This window comes from Acinetobacter sp. NRRL B-65365 (assembly GCF_001605865.1).
Classification (GTDB): domain Bacteria; phylum Pseudomonadota; class Gammaproteobacteria; order Pseudomonadales; family Moraxellaceae; genus Acinetobacter; species Acinetobacter vivianii.
The window spans coordinates 84,743-98,971 of sequence record NZ_LRPD01000015.1 but is presented as its reverse complement, the minus strand read 5'-3'; the positions used below and the strand labels follow the sequence as shown (position 1 = coordinate 98,971).

17 protein-coding genes are annotated in these 14,229 nt (G+C 41.5%); 8 read left to right on the top strand and 9 right to left on the bottom strand.

Annotated elements, in window-relative coordinates:
• Positions 1 to 300: 300 nt before the first annotated feature.
• On the top strand, positions 301 to 2,289 hold the full coding sequence (locus AWW72_RS08375) for an Ig-like domain-containing protein (RefSeq protein ID WP_047431555.1): 1,989 nt from the start codon (positions 301 to 303) through the stop codon (positions 2,287 to 2,289).
• A 232-nt stretch (positions 2,290 to 2,521) separates the two neighbouring features.
• On the opposite strand, the gene AWW72_RS08370 is transcribed toward AWW72_RS08375, so the two are convergent.
• Complete coding sequence (locus AWW72_RS08370) at positions 2,522 to 2,857, bottom strand: protein tyrosine phosphatase family protein (protein WP_004774417.1); 336 nt, start codon at positions 2,855 to 2,857, stop codon at positions 2,522 to 2,524.
• Positions 2,858 to 2,979: 122 nt separating this feature from the next.
• Between AWW72_RS08370 and AWW72_RS08365 the strand changes: the two genes are divergently transcribed.
• From AWW72_RS08365 to msrC, 4 genes are all read left to right on the top strand, one after another.
• Positions 2,980 to 3,876 carry an alpha/beta hydrolase gene (locus tag AWW72_RS08365; RefSeq protein ID WP_062847040.1) on the top strand — a complete coding sequence of 299 codons (897 nt, stop codon included), beginning with the start codon at positions 2,980 to 2,982 and terminating at the stop codon, positions 3,874 to 3,876.
• Positions 3,877 to 4,314, top strand: a complete 438-nt coding sequence (trxC, locus tag AWW72_RS08360; RefSeq protein ID WP_005255257.1) for a thioredoxin TrxC — start codon at positions 3,877 to 3,879, stop codon at positions 4,312 to 4,314. It begins immediately after the preceding gene.
• A gap of 1 nt (position 4,315) precedes the next feature.
• On the top strand, positions 4,316 to 4,738 hold the full coding sequence (locus AWW72_RS08355) for an acyl-CoA thioesterase (protein WP_004774422.1): 423 nt from the start codon (positions 4,316 to 4,318) through the stop codon (positions 4,736 to 4,738).
• Positions 4,739 to 4,814: 76 nt separating this feature from the next.
• Positions 4,815 to 5,294, top strand: a complete 480-nt coding sequence (gene msrC, locus AWW72_RS08350) for a free L-methionine (R)-S-oxide reductase MsrC (RefSeq protein WP_047431564.1) — start codon at positions 4,815 to 4,817, stop codon at positions 5,292 to 5,294.
• Positions 5,295 to 5,349: 55 nt separating this feature from the next.
• Here msrC and AWW72_RS08345 read toward each other — a convergent pair whose 3' ends face one another.
• Together AWW72_RS08345 and AWW72_RS08340 are read right to left on the bottom strand one after the other, a co-directional pair.
• Entirely contained in the window at positions 5,350 to 5,844 is a 495-nt protein-coding gene (locus tag AWW72_RS08345; protein ID WP_004774425.1) for a DUF4442 domain-containing protein, read from the bottom strand.
• 14 nt (positions 5,845 to 5,858) lie between these two features.
• Entirely contained in the window at positions 5,859 to 6,347 is a 489-nt protein-coding gene (locus AWW72_RS08340) for a YajQ family cyclic di-GMP-binding protein (protein WP_004774427.1), read from the bottom strand.
• 90 nt (positions 6,348 to 6,437) lie between these two features.
• On the opposite strand from AWW72_RS08340, the gene AWW72_RS08335 reads away from it, so the two are divergent.
• Positions 6,438 to 6,752 carry a rhodanese-like domain-containing protein gene (locus tag AWW72_RS08335; RefSeq protein WP_004774429.1) on the top strand — a complete coding sequence of 105 codons (315 nt, stop codon included), beginning with the start codon at positions 6,438 to 6,440 and terminating at the stop codon, positions 6,750 to 6,752.
• Positions 6,753 to 6,829: 77 nt separating this feature from the next.
• On the opposite strand, the gene mnmC is transcribed toward AWW72_RS08335, so the two are convergent.
• The 4 genes from mnmC to AWW72_RS08315 are packed head-to-tail and all read right to left on the bottom strand — an operon-like array spanning position 6,830 to position 10,164.
• Entirely contained in the window at positions 6,830 to 8,743 is a 1,914-nt protein-coding gene (gene mnmC / locus AWW72_RS08330) for a bifunctional tRNA (5-methylaminomethyl-2-thiouridine)(34)-methyltransferase MnmC2/FAD-dependent 5-carboxymethylaminomethyl-2-thiouridine(34) oxidoreductase MnmC1 (protein WP_062847039.1), read from the bottom strand.
• Positions 8,744 to 8,760: 17 nt separating this feature from the next.
• Positions 8,761 to 9,222, bottom strand: a complete 462-nt coding sequence (locus tag AWW72_RS08325) for an SH3 domain-containing protein (protein WP_005255252.1) — start codon at positions 9,220 to 9,222, stop codon at positions 8,761 to 8,763.
• 3 nt (positions 9,223 to 9,225) lie between these two features.
• Positions 9,226 to 9,528 carry a YciI family protein gene (locus tag AWW72_RS08320; protein ID WP_004774435.1) on the bottom strand — a complete coding sequence of 101 codons (303 nt, stop codon included), beginning with the start codon at positions 9,526 to 9,528 and terminating at the stop codon, positions 9,226 to 9,228.
• 24 nt (positions 9,529 to 9,552) lie between these two features.
• On the bottom strand, positions 9,553 to 10,164 hold the full coding sequence (locus AWW72_RS08315; RefSeq protein ID WP_004774436.1) for a septation protein IspZ: 612 nt from the start codon (positions 10,162 to 10,164) through the stop codon (positions 9,553 to 9,555).
• A gap of 45 nt (positions 10,165 to 10,209) precedes the next feature.
• On the opposite strand from AWW72_RS08315, the gene AWW72_RS08310 reads away from it, so the two are divergent.
• On the top strand, positions 10,210 to 11,061 hold the full coding sequence (locus AWW72_RS08310) for a PHP domain-containing protein (protein ID WP_004774437.1): 852 nt from the start codon (positions 10,210 to 10,212) through the stop codon (positions 11,059 to 11,061).
• A gap of 113 nt (positions 11,062 to 11,174) precedes the next feature.
• Here the strand turns inward: AWW72_RS08310 and AWW72_RS08305 are convergent, their stop codons facing one another.
• Entirely contained in the window at positions 11,175 to 12,086 is a 912-nt protein-coding gene (locus tag AWW72_RS08305; protein ID WP_062847038.1) for a LysR family transcriptional regulator, read from the bottom strand.
• Between the two features lie 101 nt (positions 12,087 to 12,187).
• Between AWW72_RS08305 and AWW72_RS08300 the strand changes: the two genes are divergently transcribed.
• Entirely contained in the window at positions 12,188 to 13,234 is a 1,047-nt protein-coding gene (locus tag AWW72_RS08300) for an aldo/keto reductase (protein WP_062847037.1), read from the top strand.
• 43 nt (positions 13,235 to 13,277) lie between these two features.
• Here AWW72_RS08300 and AWW72_RS08295 read toward each other — a convergent pair whose 3' ends face one another.
• Positions 13,278 to 14,189, bottom strand: coding sequence for a bestrophin family protein (locus AWW72_RS08295; protein WP_004774445.1), 912 nt, complete (start codon positions 14,187 to 14,189; stop codon positions 13,278 to 13,280).
• Positions 14,190 to 14,229: the final 40 nt, after the last annotated feature.

The following is a 14,229-nucleotide window of genomic DNA, read 5'->3' as shown; positions in this document are numbered from 1 at the left end:
AGAGGGGGTGTTTTTTATTATATATTTATTATGTTGTGGAAATTTTCTAGATATCATTCTCTATAAATTTAAAATTACTTTTCATCTAACGATTAAATTTTTCTCGTTATTTTATTTGTTAAAAGTTTCAACAAAAATCTCGATTTCTAAGAATAGTTTGATTCGTTTCACTTTAATAATCTTTACTTGAAGATAAACTATATTTACATAAAAACCGTATTATGGTTACATTAGGCATATTTTTATAATGAAAAGTCTAATTCCATTTGGGGATTTGATCGGGGATAAAAAGGAATGATCATGAATAAAAAACAACTTACTTTAAAGTTGTCGGCGATTGCTGTCTCTGTTTTGTTAGCAAGTTGTGGTGGAGGCGGAGGTGGTTATTATGGTTCAAATGATAATAACTCTTCAGGTGGAAATGGCCAAACACCAGTTACAGCAGTAAATATTACAAATATTACGTTATATGATGCCAATAATACGGCTACAAATTCAATTACTGCAGCAGGTGTCACCGCTAAAGTCAAAGTGACTGATTCCTCAGGAAAGGGAATTAGTGGCGCGATCGTTACGTTTGGTGGGGAAGGCGTGACTTTGGGTACGACCAATGGTGCTGTCCTGACGAATGCAGAAGGTGAAGCTAGTATCTCTGTAAAACCACAAGATTTAAATGCCACAGGTGCGTATCAAATTTCTGCGACGGCGAATTATAATGGTACATCTGCAACAACCAGTCCTTATAGTTTTGTACTCCAAGCTGCAAATATTGTTTTAGTTGGGATGACTGCTGCCACAACTCAATTAGAGTCCGGTGCATCAACCAATATTACTTTAAAGACACAAGATTCAAGTACCAAGGTAAACCAAAACAACGTTACTGTCAGCTTCAATGCTACTTGCGGTACCTTTGAACCAGCAAGTGTTGTGTCTTCGAATCAAGGGGATGTAACAACATCTTATAAAGCAATTGGGGCTGATGGGAAGTTGTGTGAAGGTGAGCAAACGATTCTTGCATCTGGTTCAAATATTCCTGAATCCAAAGTTACTGTGAATATCGCTGCCATTGAAGCCAATTCTTTAAAATATACAACATCAAGTCCAGTGACTTTGGGTATCAGAAGTAGCGGTACTGCTGCATCAGGCCAAATTGAATTTACTTTATATGCGAATGGTACGCCTGCTGCAAATAAAGATGTAAATATTGAATTGGTTCGTGCTCCAGAAGATTTAAGTTTTATCTCCTTAGGTAATCAAAATCCTAAAACTGTGAAAAGTGACCCAAATGGTAAGGTTATCGTAACTTTATATCCAGGAGACAAACCGGGGCCTGTTGAAATCAAAGCAACCTTAGTTTCTAACAGTGCTGTTTCAGCGTTGTCTAAAAATGTTTCTGTATCCACTGGACGCGCAACTCAAGATGGCTTCAGTTTATCTGTAAGTAAAAATGCCTTACAAAATAGGGTTGATGGTGATAGCGCAACGATTAATGTCATGTTAAGAGACCGTACGGGTAATCCTGTACCTAATGGAACCGTTGTGAGTTTTATTAGCGAAGGCGGTGTAGTGACGCCTAACTGTTCGACTAACGCTGGTCGTTGTGCAGTTACTTTATCTGTTCAAGACCCACGACCTTTAGATAATCGTGTTACTGTTCTGGCGTATGTTGAAGGGGATAAGAGCTTTACTGATTTAGATGGTGATAATCTTTACACGAAAGGTGTAGATAAGCTTCTTAGCAATATTGGTAGCTTCTTCCGCGATGATAATGAAAATAATCAATACGATAATGACTATGGTATTGGAGAGTTTCTTTACAATCGAAAAATTGTAGGCAACAAGACTGTATGTGCATCTTCAACCATCAGTCAGCCGAATATTGCTGATACTTGTGACGATAATTTAGATGCCATTCTACGTCAGCAATTAATATTTGCATTTTCAGAAAATACAGCAACATTTACCAATATTAATGCAAGTGGTGATCTATTATCTTTCAGTTTATATGGAAATAGTATGCAAGGTGTTCCTATGCCTACAGGTTCTACGATAAGTGTTACACCAGAAGATAATACCAAAGATAATAATTTATCTTGTACCGCTGAATTAGTACAAGGTAGCTCACCTGTAGCCAATGTATTTAATCTTTTAACACCGACAAGTTTTAAAAATAGTACACAAGCTTTTTATGGCTATCGTTTGAAAGAATGTGCTAAAGGAGATACCTTTAAAATCTCAGTAGCGGCTCCTGATGGTAAAGTTTCAACAGTTTTTGCTACTTATAAATAAACGAAAATGTTTCCTATAAAAAACAGCACTTCGGTGCTGTTTTTTATAGCCCTGTCCCTACACTGACTGAGGCAGTCGGACGAACTTGCATTGAGCTACAAGCCGAGATGGCGAAAACACATAATAGGATAATAGCTAGTTTTGGCATGGTTCTTCATCTGATGAAAAAGAACCATCTTCTTATAAATAACAGCATTTAACTATTTTGATCAGGTAATTAAATGTAATGAATTTAATCGTCCAGCAAGTCCATTTGTTTTGCTAACTGATATAAATTATTCGAACGGTTACCTGTACGGCAGAACATTAAAATAGGTTTTGGCAATTCGTTATAATGATTTGCAAAAGTACGGACATCAAGTTCAGTAATCTGACCCGCCACGACAGGCTGATAAACGTAATCTAAACCTGCGCTGCGTGCAGATTCTTCGATTTGTGCGCTGGTCGGTTGATCAGGTCCACCTTCCATATCTGGACGATTATTAATAATCGACTTAAAACCTTTTTCGACAACTTGGCCTACATGCTCTGGGCCGATTTGACCTGCAAAACCTATATTTTCTGACATCTTGTCACTCCAAAAACAAACAAAACATTTTATGCTCTATCATAGCATTAAGCTCGATCTTGGGTTTAAATGTCTATATTAAATAAACGATGATAACGAATAAGATACGCAATGGAGCGCGCATGCATACTTATACAGTTGAACCGTTGTATGTTCCTAGTGGTGATGAAACGATCGCTGCTGATTTCTATCTTCCCAAAACCAATATCAAGCCTGCTGTGATTGTCATGGCACATGGTTTTGCTGGATTGCGTCAGTTTAAACTGGTTCAGTATGCGCAGCGGTTTGCCCATGCAGGCTATGCCGTGATTTTATTCGACTATCGTTATTGGGGCGGAAGTACAGGAAAACCACGAGAGCTAGTGTCTTTGAGTGCACAATTGGATGACTGGAAAAGCATTGTTCAATATGCCTCAAACTGTAAGTCGATTGATAGCCGCCGAATTATTTTATGGGGCACTTCACTCAGTGGTGGTTATGCCCTTAGTTTGGCAACCGATCTTAAAAATATTCAGGCAGTGATGGTGCAAGTGCCGTATGTGGATGGAGCGGAGACGGCAAAGTTGTATCCGCTACAACGTTATCCTGAAGCATTAAAATGTTCTAGTCAGGACTATATGGGCTCCAAGATGGGAATGGCACCTAAAACCTTACCAGTAGTCGATCAATATAAGCTTTGTTTCTTACCCACTTCAGATAGTTATTACGGTTATCATTCGATTGTAAATCCTGATTATTACTGGAGTGGTGAAGTTCCTGCACGCGTATTTTTTAATTTAATGCGTTATCGGCCGATCCAGTTTGTACGTAAGATTAATATCCCTGTTTTATTTATTGCTGCGAAATATGACAGCTTGATTCCAATTGCATCCAGTCGTGAAGCTGCCACCAATATTGCGCCATTTGTGAGCTATCATGAATGGGAAATGAAGCATTTCGATATTTATCACGATTCTTGGTTTGAAAAAGCAGTCACAACCCAATTAGAATTTTTACATCAACATATCGGAGTGATGTAAATGATTATTGTCTGTGCATCATGTGGTGCAAAAAACCGTGTACCTGAAGAAAAATTGGCAGTTCATCCTAACTGTGGTCAATGTCATAAAGCCTTATTGCCATTAGAACCTATTGAGTTAAATGAACAAAACTTTAGCAATTTCATTAGCAATAGTGATTTACCTGTGCTGATTGACCTATGGGCGGAATGGTGTGGTCCATGTAAAATGATGGCACCACATTTTGCTCAGGTCGCAAAGCAAAATCCTTATGTGGTTTTTGCAAAAATTGATACTGAAGCAAATCCTCGTTTAAGTGCAGCATTTAATGTCCGTAGTATCCCAACCTTGGTTCTTATGAATAAAACCACAGAAGTGGCGAGAATTAGCGGTGCATTACGTGCGCCTGAATTACAGCAGTGGTTAGACCAGCAATTACAGCAACATCAAGGAAATTAACATGAGCGAACGCCCAAAGCATCCAGAGGGGATTTTATCTCTACAAAACATTGCCATGCCAGCCGATACTAACTGGAGCGGTGATGTTTTTGGAGGTTGGATTGTTTCTCAGATGGATTTAGCTGGAGCGATTCATGTTGAACGTTTTAGTAAAGGTCGTTGCGCCACGATAGCCATTAATCAAATGACTTTCCTTGTTCCTGTAAAGGTGGGGAATGTGATTAGTTGTTATACCAAAATTCTGAAAGTAGGTAGCAGCTCGGTACAGGTTCAAATTGAAGTGTGGAATAGCCACGACGATTCACGTGAACCTGTGCGTATCACAGAAGGGGTCTTTACTTTTGTGGCGGTGGATGTAAATGGCAATAAACGTTTAATTACAGATGAAATTAAACAGTCCTTTTTAGCCTCACAGTCAGCTTAAGTAAGCCTTTTTAAGGTCTACATTTATCAGAACAGATTGATGTTTTAACACTACTTTTTTAATCGAGAATATACAGATGGCTGAAGAACTGGTTTTACAACATGGCCATAAAGTTGAGCAATATCAAAGTATCCTTCCACAGATTCAGGCCATTGTTGAGGATGAGTCGGATGTGATCGCCAATCTGGCCAATATCTGTGCCGCACTTAAACAGCAATTCGGTTGGTTCTGGATTGGCTTCTATCTGGTGAAAGGGAATGAGCTGGTATTAGGCCCATTTCAGGGTCCAATTGCCTGTACCCGTATTGCCAAAGGTCGTGGTGTTTGTGGTTCAGCATGGCAACAACAGCAAGTGATCGTGGTGCCTGATGTGGATCAGTTTCCTGGGCATATTGCCTGTAGCTCTGACTCTAAATCGGAAATTGTGTTACCCATCATGAAAAATGGTGAATGTGTTGGCGTGCTAGATATTGATAGTGATGAATTAAATCAGTTTGATGAGATTGACGCTGAATATCTCAAGCAGTTGATGAGCGTGATCGAAAAATTTATTTAAGTCAAAACCTAAAAATAAAGCCCAAATCATTTGGGCTTTATTGTTTGATTCAGAACTATTTTTTGCGTTTCGGCAACCAGGCCCACAGCATTTGGCACTGGATCGGTTCATTGCCTGAATCATCAATAACATTCACAGGAATCAATAACTCGCCTTTTTCATTCTCAGCAATAAACTTTTGCTGATCAGTTGATAAGCTTGCTGTCGCAGTTAAACCACCTTGGGCAACTTTTAAATAGTCTACATGGAGTGATTTGATCAACAAGATACGATCATCTGGAACATGTAAACCTGTTAAAAAACCAGTCGCAGTTTCCGCAAGTAATGCCATCGCAGCGGCATGAACCCCTTTAATATGGTTTTGCATATTGCGCTGGTTTTCAATACGAACAGTCACGTGGTCTTTATCCACTTCTAAATAACGGATATTCGCAGTTCCAACCATGGGAACAACACGACCAAAAGCTTTGCTCCAGAGCGTGCTACGAATGCCTTTCGGAAATTTAGAGGTGGTTTTAACCAGCTTATAAAGACGGTTATCTTTTGCCATGGTGAACCTATTAATTAATCTTTGAAGTTATTAAATTGGAGTGGCAGACCAAATTGTTGTTCACGTAAAAAGTTCATCACTTGTTGCAAAGTATCGCGCTTTTTGTCCGTGACACGGATTTTGTCTCCTTGGATAGAAGATTGCGCCTTGATGCCACTTTCTTTAATGGCTTTATTAATTTTTTTTGCGGTATCTGAGTCAAGTCCATCTTTGAGCTTGATCACTTGCACGACATTTTTACCTGAAGCAGTTGCTTTTTGTGGATCGAGGGCTTGAACGTCGACTTTGCGTTTATAGAAATGGTTTTCCAGCATGGTATAGACTTGTTCACATTGGAAATCACTTTCAGTTGAGATTTTGATTTCTTTATTTTTTTCATTTAGCTCAATTGAAACATCTTGCCCACGGAAGTCAAAACGTGTAGCAATTTCTTTTTGCGTGTTTTGTACCGCATGATTGACTTCAAATAACTCTAATTCAGAAACAATATCAAAAGAAGGCATAGTTAGACCTTTACAAAGGGAAAGAATATTTGAGATGCTAAGGGGGTTTTCTTCATTTGCCAAGTGTTGTTTACATCAAAGGAGTGCACAATGATCCGTAAACAAGAAATTACAACATTTGAGTTCCCAGAAGGCGCAGTCATCTGGGATGTCCGAGATACCAAAGCGTATACAGAGGCTCATGTCAAAGGGGCGGTGAATCGTCCAATTGCTGAATTAACTGCGGATAGTTTGACTCAAGTGGCAGCGGATCAACCGATTTACATTCTGTGTGGTGGCGGTAGTAAAGCACCGCGTGCAGCAGAGCTTTTAGACGGTATTGATAGTTCTCGTGAGTATGTTGTATTGATGGGTGGCACACGCGCAGCGCGTGATGCAGGCTTAGCTTTGGAACAAGGCGCTTAAAACACTCAAAGAATTAGCCAAAATACTTGGGTATTTTGGCTAATTCAAAAATAATAAGGATTCAAAAGTCCAAACACTTAACCTGAATAATACGGTTTTTTAGCTTTCACTTTCTTCTGGAAGCGCTGCGGATTCAATTTATCCAGTAACTGCTGTGGCACTGGACAAAGCTCACCTAAGATCAATGCTGCCAAGATTTCACTACACAGTGGCGCAAACAAGAAACCTTTCGACCCTAAACCTGCAAAGCTATAGTTTTGCTCATGGTTGTGGACTTTGCCGACCAAAGGAAAGTAGTCCAGACTCTGCGCACGGACAGAGGCTCGACCTTGCCAATTCTCTACAGCAGGCAACTGTTGTGCATATTCAGGAAAGACACTGTGGATAAGTTCGTAGTTATGCACATGGTCTTCAGTTAGCACGTCTGCATCATTCCGATTGGGATAAAAAGATGCGCCGAGAATTAACTGTGAAGCATCCAGTTGCATGCAATAGCCGCCATAACTATAAGCTTGATCCAGTGCCAAAGGCTGCTGGCTATTCTTGACCCAGCTGACTTGCCCCCGAATGGGCTTTAATACGGGATAGTTTTCAAAGAGTTCAGCACTTTGTTTAGCGCAACAGACGATAACATGATCTGCCGTGGCAATTCGTTGTTGATCTTGCCAAAGTTCAGTTTGTGTTTCGAGCGAATTTAGGCGGGAAATTCTGGCTGTTTTTATCGTGATATTCGGATGTTGTAAAATTTCATCGCGTAATTGGTGTGGAGAAACTGCACCTGCATGATGTAGCGTCAAACTCGGCAAGTTTGTCTTCGGGAATTGTTGCTGCTCTAATTGTGCTGATAAGACACCTTCAGGATACTGCGTTGCTAAAGCCAGTAATTCATCCGCATTTTTCAACGCCAATTGTTGGACCTGAATTGGCCTAAATGCATTAAAGCGTGTATAAAAGTTTAGCGCATGTTGCCAACTCAAGGTCATCAGATGTTCGGATGCCTGATCAATCGGGCAAAGTTTGGGATTGAGCAGTGCCAGCGGATTGCCAGATGCACCTGAAAGGGGCTCATTTTGCTCGTATACGGTGACTTGATGCCCACGCTGAGCAAATGCCCATGCTGAGCTTAAACCTGCAATTCCAGCGCCAATAATCGCAATTTGGCGTGGTGCAGTATTCTCTATCGTTGTTTTCGTTTCAGGTTGCGAGGTTGCATCGTTCTGTTCTGAAGCCATTGAGCCTGTTTCAGGTGCTACAGTATCCTGCCAGATCGCTTTGAGCATTTCCCGTTTATGACCAAAACCACGCGGACGGCTAATCTGGATACCATGTTGTTTAAGCCCGCGTTTCAGTACTCCTGCCACGCTAAAGGATGCGAAGGTGGTTCCAAACTCAGACAAACGTACAATGTGATTCAGCACATTCTCTTGCCACATATCCGGGTTACAAGACGGAGCGAAGCCATCAAGAAACCATGCATTGACCGCTTGTGTTTTGGGAATAACGGGGAAAATATCCTGAGCATCACCAAGCCATAAATCAATACTAAAGCGTTGCTCTGGAAAACTGAGACGATGACAGCCAGCGATTGGCAGGGGATATTGCTTAATGAGCTGTTCTGCAAGTGGTTGAAGTTCAGGCCAGACATTCAGTGCACGAATCAGATCGGCTTTGCTGAGCGGAAACTTTTCTACACTGATGGCATGCAGATGGCTATGGTTATCTGGACGAACCTGTTGCCAGAGTTGCCATAAGGTCAAAATATTCAACCCTGTGCCAAAACCTGTTTCACCCACACAGAAATACTGATAATCATGTAATTGGGAAAGACGTTTAGTTAAATCATTGCCATTTAAAAACACATGGCGTGTTTCAAGTAAGCCGTTATCTTTGGAAAAATAGACATCGCCGAATTGTTTAGAAATGGGAACTTCAATACCATCGACGAGTTCCCAGTCTAAATCAGCTGTTTGTAGTTTTGATGAGAGAGACATAAATAAAGGTGTATGTTTTACCACTGACGACGACGTTTAGTGTAAACATAACTTGCAATAAAGAAACCGAGAATAACACCGACAGCAATTGTCATTGCGCCGTATAAAAACATTTGTGCACTACGTTCGCTTTGTAACACCTGAACCTGAACCGTTAAATTATCATTTTTTAACTGTAATTCCTGATTCTGCGCGAGCGCTTCAAGATTGGCATGTTCAAGTTGCTTTAAACGGCTAGCCTGATCCTGAATCATGGCTTTAACTTTTGCATCTTGCTGTTGTTTGGCTTTAACAATCTGTTCTGCTGTAAGCGGTTTAGCCGCAGTCGCGACGGTATTGGTTGGCGTCGTTGTGGTGGTTTTTGCTTGAGTCGCTGGAGCAACTGCTGTTGGGGCAGCAGTTGGTGTTGCAGGTTCTACCGCCCATGCAGTAGAACTGAGTAAACTTAAAACGAAAAAGCTTTTGACTGCAATGTGCATGATTTACCCTTTTGGAAAAGCTTTGTTGAAAGGTCTAACTTCAATATCTGAGTAGATCCCTTCTTTTAAAAATGGCTCTTCCTGAATCCACGCATCCAGTGCTTCGCGACTATCAAATTCAACAATCATGGTACTGCCAAAAAAGCCTGCCTGTGGATCATTGGGATCTTTAGGATGCGCACCAGCAGCAATTAAACGGCCTTCATCATCTAACTTTTGTAGTCGTTCAATATGTTGCGGACGGGTGGCTAAACGTTTTTCCAGAGTACCTTCGCGATCAGTACAGGTCAGCACAAAATATGGCATGGCAGTAGCTCGATGATTTAAAATCTATTCAGTGGTTTTGAAATGTTTTCGTAAGAAAAATAGTATAGCAGCAAGGTAACTGATAGAAACGATAATATCGCCAAAAGCAGTGAATTCGCCCCAATATTTTCCTTGCATATAGACAAAACCAAAGAAGAAATGCAAAGCAGCAAGCAAAAAGAATTGACCACACCAAGCCCAGTTCAATTTGATCCAGCCTCTTGGACTGAGTTCTAACAGTGAACCTAACAATTTCTGGATAATTGGCATGCGTTCTTTATTAAATAAAGGTGTCACCAAAAAGCCGAGACCAATCCCGATATTGATAATAATGGCCTTCATTTTGATATAGGTGACATCGCTAAAAATCAGCGTAATTCCACCAAAAATAACCGACATGACCACGATAAACCACTGCATTTTTTCCAGTTTAAATTTCTGGAAAAAGAACAGGCAACCATAGACGACAAGTGTCGAGATCAGCAGGGCACAGGTCGCAACAAGGATATGGTTCTGGTCGGTATTTCCTGCGCTGCCCACCAACTGCAACAAAGGATGGTGACTATCTTTAGGATCGGTGGTTTTATAAAAATAAAAGAAGATAATAATCGGAAGATAGTCGAGCAACGCTTTCATGTTACAGTACGATGATGAAATAGGTCAGATAGCATAATACAAACCATGTTCGGTGTCGATTTACATACACATACTCTCATTTCCGACGGTACGTTCTCTCCTGAGCAACTGGTACAGGCTGCTGTTGACTTAAAAATACAGATACTGGCTGTGACTGATCATGACACCATGGATGGGCTGGAACGTGCACAGAATTATGCACAAGACCATGATATTCAAATTATTTCTGGTGTAGAAGTTTCTAGCCAGTGGTCGAGACCGAATACAAAAAAAAGCTATGGCGTGCATATCGTGGCTTTAAATATGCAAGATGAAGCACCTATCAAGGCGATGCTGGAAAATCAGAAGAAGATCCGTGCGGAACGGGCAAAAGTGATTTGTCAGTTACTGGAAAAATGTATCAATTTTGATATTTATCCTGATGTCGTTGCCAAAGTTGATGGTTATGCAGATCGGGTCACCCGAACCCATATTGCCAAGACTTTAGTTGAAAAGGAAATTGTTAGTCGTCCGCAGCAGGCATTTGATCGTTTCCTGAAAGAGGGCAAGAAAGCCTTTGTCAAATTTGAAGGCGTGGGACTGAAAGAAACCATCGAGATTATTCATGCCAGTGGCGGTTTGGCTGTTCTGGCTCATCCTACACGCTATGATCTGTCAGCGACCAATATTCGTTACCTGATCGAACTGTTCGCTGAATCTGGGGGGGATGCCGTTGAGTTACCGCCGAGTATAGAACCTGCTTCAACCCGACAAATGGTCGATCGGATGATTCAACAATTTGATCTGGCAGTTTCAATTGGCAGCGATTTTCATGGGGACAATATGCCGTGGATCAAACTGGGGCAAACGCCACGGGTCAATGAAGGCCAGAGCGGAATTTGGGAACGTTTTAGATAAACAGGTCTATGAAAAAATTAGAACTTTACCTGATTATTTTCTTTTTTCTGATGCTTTTGCTGTTATGGGGCATTCAATGGATGTTTTATGGTTTTGCGGGGCTTTGAAGAAACTCAATTTTCAGACCGCCAGTGATCATGATGCAGGAAATAATCTGATAAATAATCTAAAAAGCATTGCACCTTAGGCGGTAGTAATTCTCGATGTGGAAAGACTGCATAAATTGCAGTGGCCTCGACTGGATAATCTGGCAAGATCTGTACCAGTTTGCCTGTGTCTAAATCTTCTGCAACATGCCAGAACGAATGATTGGAAATGCCTAAACCGTGTAAAGCGGCTTGTCGAATGGCTTCACCCGAATTAGTACTAAAGTAACTCTCTACGCGGATCTGTTCAGTTTCACCTGCTTTATTTAGAAAATACCACTGGTTGGTTAGACCATTGGCATGCTGTTGCAAAATACAGCGATGAGATTTGAGATCAGATAAGCGTTCTGGAATCCCATATTGTTGCAAGTAGGCGGGTGAGGTGCACAATAACCGTGGATTGGAAGCTAATTTTCTGGCAATCAAACTAGAGCTTTTTAATTGTCCAATACGAATCGCAAGATCCATACCTTGTTGAATTAAATCGATGTTTTGATCATTGAGATCGAGATGGATCTTTAGCTCAGGATGTAATTTGGAGAACTTAGCAATTAGGGGCATTAAAACCTTGGTACCAAAAATGGCGGATGCGGTTATGCGCAATGTCCCTGAAAGCCTATGATCTTTGACTTTTAACGACTCATGTAAATTGACAAAATCAGCCATCCAGCCGCGCCCACGCATCAGTAGCGTGCGGCCTTCTTCTGTTAAGGTCAGCTTACGGGTGGTGCGATGAAATAAACGCAGTTGTAGCTGTTGTTCCAGACGTTGCAACTTCTGGCTGGCGACTGAAACCGAAATATTGGCATCCTGTGCGGCTTTGCTGATTGAGCCTAAGTCTGCCACCCGAATAAAAAATTGAAAATCTTCTGTATTCATTATCCATAAAACCAGAAAAGTATTTCCTGATTATCGTGGTTTTTTAAATAAATCCATAGCGCTATTTTGTCTCTAAGCAATCATGTATTGGAGAGAAAATCATGAAATATCATTTTCTAGGAAACTCAGGTTTAAAAGTCTCGGAATTGGGATTTGGTGCTGGCACTTTAGGCGGACAGGGACAAATTTTTTCTGCTTGGGGACAGGCTAGCCAAACGGAAGCCAACCAAATGATTCAGGCGGGTCTGGATGCGGGGATTAATTACTTTGACACCGCGGATGTTTATTCGGATGGAGAGTCTGAACGGATGCTTGGCAAGGCTTTAGCTGCGAAAAGACAACAAGCGATTATTTCCACTAAAGTTGGTATTCGTAGCTCGGATCATTTGAACGCTGCGGGATTTAGTCGGGACTATTTACTCTCTGCTGTAGAGCAGTCTCTGACACGATTGGGAACCGATTATATTGATGTATTGCAATTGCACCAGTTTGATAGCTTTACTTCTTTGCATCAATTGATGAAAACATTGGATGAACTGGTCCGAAGCGGTAAAGTCCGTTACATCGGCGTATCTAATTTTGCGGGCTGGCAATTGATGAAGGCACAAGCCATTGCGGAGCAATATGGGTATGAAAAATTTGTGGTCAATCAGGTTTACTATTCTTTGATAGGGCGCGATTATGAGTGGGAGTTGATGCCTTTAAATGATGATCAACAGATGGGTGCGGTGGTGTGGAGTCCTTTGGGGTGGGGACGCTTAACCGGTAAGTTTGATCGCGAAAATCCAATTCCAGCCGAGAGTCGTTTGCACGATACAGCCCAGTTCGCGCCTCCAGTGAATGAGGAACATCTTTATCGGGTCATTGATGCCTTAAAACAGATTGCACAGGAAACAGGTTATTCCATTCCTCAAATTGCGCTGAACTGGTTGTTACAACGTCCGACGGTTGCAAGTGTCTTGATTGGTGCCCGTAATCAAACGCAATTGCAAGAAAATCTAAAAGCAAAAGATATTCAACTGTCGGCTGAACAGATCACGCAGTTGAATCAGGCCAGTGCGGTTTATCCGCCGTATCCTTATTATCCTTATTGGAATGGACAATTTACAGAACGTTTTAAAGCACTGGTGACATCACAGTTTATTTGATAGATGAATCATTTCCCTCAACGTTTGCTGAGGGAAATGGCAATTAGAGCAAGTTGTGATCTTGTGCCTGAATTGGTGGTGGCGTTGGGCGACCTAGAGTTCCCAGTAATTCGATTTCAATTGAACGCACCATGGCATCCAGTGGTAGATCGTTACTTTGTGTGCCAAACGGTTCTTCAATTTCAGTACTGAGTGCATCTAAACCGAGAAAGGTATAGGCCAGAATCCCAACCAGTAACGGGGTAGCCAGACCCAATAAAGAACCTAAGCTGAAAGGCAACATAAAGCAAAAGAAGTACACGGTACGATTCAGCAAAACAGAATAGGCAAATGGAATCGGTGTGTTGGCAATACGGTCACAACCCGTTTGCATTTCACTTAAAGCCGCCACGTGACGGTTCATCTGGGTATAAATAATATCCGAGATTTCACCTTCTTTCATGGCTTGCAACAGTTCCCATTGAATCAGGCTTAGAGTGTATTGCGGAGCATTGTGCTGTTGGTAAAGCTGGGTCAAAGCTTGCTGACTTAAGCCACTGGTTTCAGTAAGTTCGGTTGGATTCGCTGTTTGATGACGTAAGCGGTCACGCAGGACATTGGCAAAGATAATCACATTCTGAACGATACGTTCTCGACGTGCTTGTGTGAGGACACGACAGTCACGGTCAAAATGTCGAGCCGTGGCGATCAAAACGCCCCAGAGTTTACGGGCTTCCCACCAGCGGTCATAACAGGCGGTATTCTTGAATCCAAGAAAAATAGACAGCACGACACCAATCAGGGTGAAGCCAACCAGTGGAATTTCAGGGAAGCGATAAAGGCCCACATATTCAACACCACCAATAATGGCGGAGATGAGCATTACGAAGCCGAGAGAAGGTAAAATTTTGGGTAAAATCGTCCCTCGCCATGAGAATAAAACTTTAAAAATACTCGGCTGGTCACGGACAATCATGTTATATGAATCATTAATTTTATGTGTTGATGTTCATGCC

Coding starts and splice junctions, on each gene's coding strand:
- AWW72_RS08375 (WP_047431555.1), top strand. CDS start 301: ATGAATAAAAAACAACTTACTTTAAAGTTGTCGGCGATTGCTGTCTCT.
- AWW72_RS08370 (WP_004774417.1), bottom strand. CDS start 2,857: ATGTCAGAAAATATAGGTTTTGCAGGTCAAATCGGCCCAGAGCATGTA.
- AWW72_RS08365 (WP_062847040.1), top strand. CDS start 2,980: ATGCATACTTATACAGTTGAACCGTTGTATGTTCCTAGTGGTGATGAA.
- trxC (WP_005255257.1), top strand. CDS start 3,877: ATGATTATTGTCTGTGCATCATGTGGTGCAAAAAACCGTGTACCTGAA.
- AWW72_RS08355 (WP_004774422.1), top strand. CDS start 4,316: ATGAGCGAACGCCCAAAGCATCCAGAGGGGATTTTATCTCTACAAAAC.
- msrC (WP_047431564.1), top strand. CDS start 4,815: ATGGCTGAAGAACTGGTTTTACAACATGGCCATAAAGTTGAGCAATAT.
- AWW72_RS08345 (WP_004774425.1), bottom strand. CDS start 5,844: ATGGCAAAAGATAACCGTCTTTATAAGCTGGTTAAAACCACCTCTAAA.
- AWW72_RS08340 (WP_004774427.1), bottom strand. CDS start 6,347: ATGCCTTCTTTTGATATTGTTTCTGAATTAGAGTTATTTGAAGTCAAT.
- AWW72_RS08335 (WP_004774429.1), top strand. CDS start 6,438: ATGATCCGTAAACAAGAAATTACAACATTTGAGTTCCCAGAAGGCGCA.
- mnmC (WP_062847039.1), bottom strand. CDS start 8,743: ATGTCTCTCTCATCAAAACTACAAACAGCTGATTTAGACTGGGAACTC.
- AWW72_RS08325 (WP_005255252.1), bottom strand. CDS start 9,222: ATGCACATTGCAGTCAAAAGCTTTTTCGTTTTAAGTTTACTCAGTTCT.
- AWW72_RS08320 (WP_004774435.1), bottom strand. CDS start 9,528: ATGCCATATTTTGTGCTGACCTGTACTGATCGCGAAGGTACTCTGGAA.
- AWW72_RS08315 (WP_004774436.1), bottom strand. CDS start 10,164: ATGAAAGCGTTGCTCGACTATCTTCCGATTATTATCTTCTTTTATTTT.
- AWW72_RS08310 (WP_004774437.1), top strand. CDS start 10,210: ATGTTCGGTGTCGATTTACATACACATACTCTCATTTCCGACGGTACG.
- AWW72_RS08305 (WP_062847038.1), bottom strand. CDS start 12,086: ATGAATACAGAAGATTTTCAATTTTTTATTCGGGTGGCAGACTTAGGC.
- AWW72_RS08300 (WP_062847037.1), top strand. CDS start 12,188: ATGAAATATCATTTTCTAGGAAACTCAGGTTTAAAAGTCTCGGAATTG.
- AWW72_RS08295 (WP_004774445.1), bottom strand. CDS start 14,189: ATGATTGTCCGTGACCAGCCGAGTATTTTTAAAGTTTTATTCTCATGG.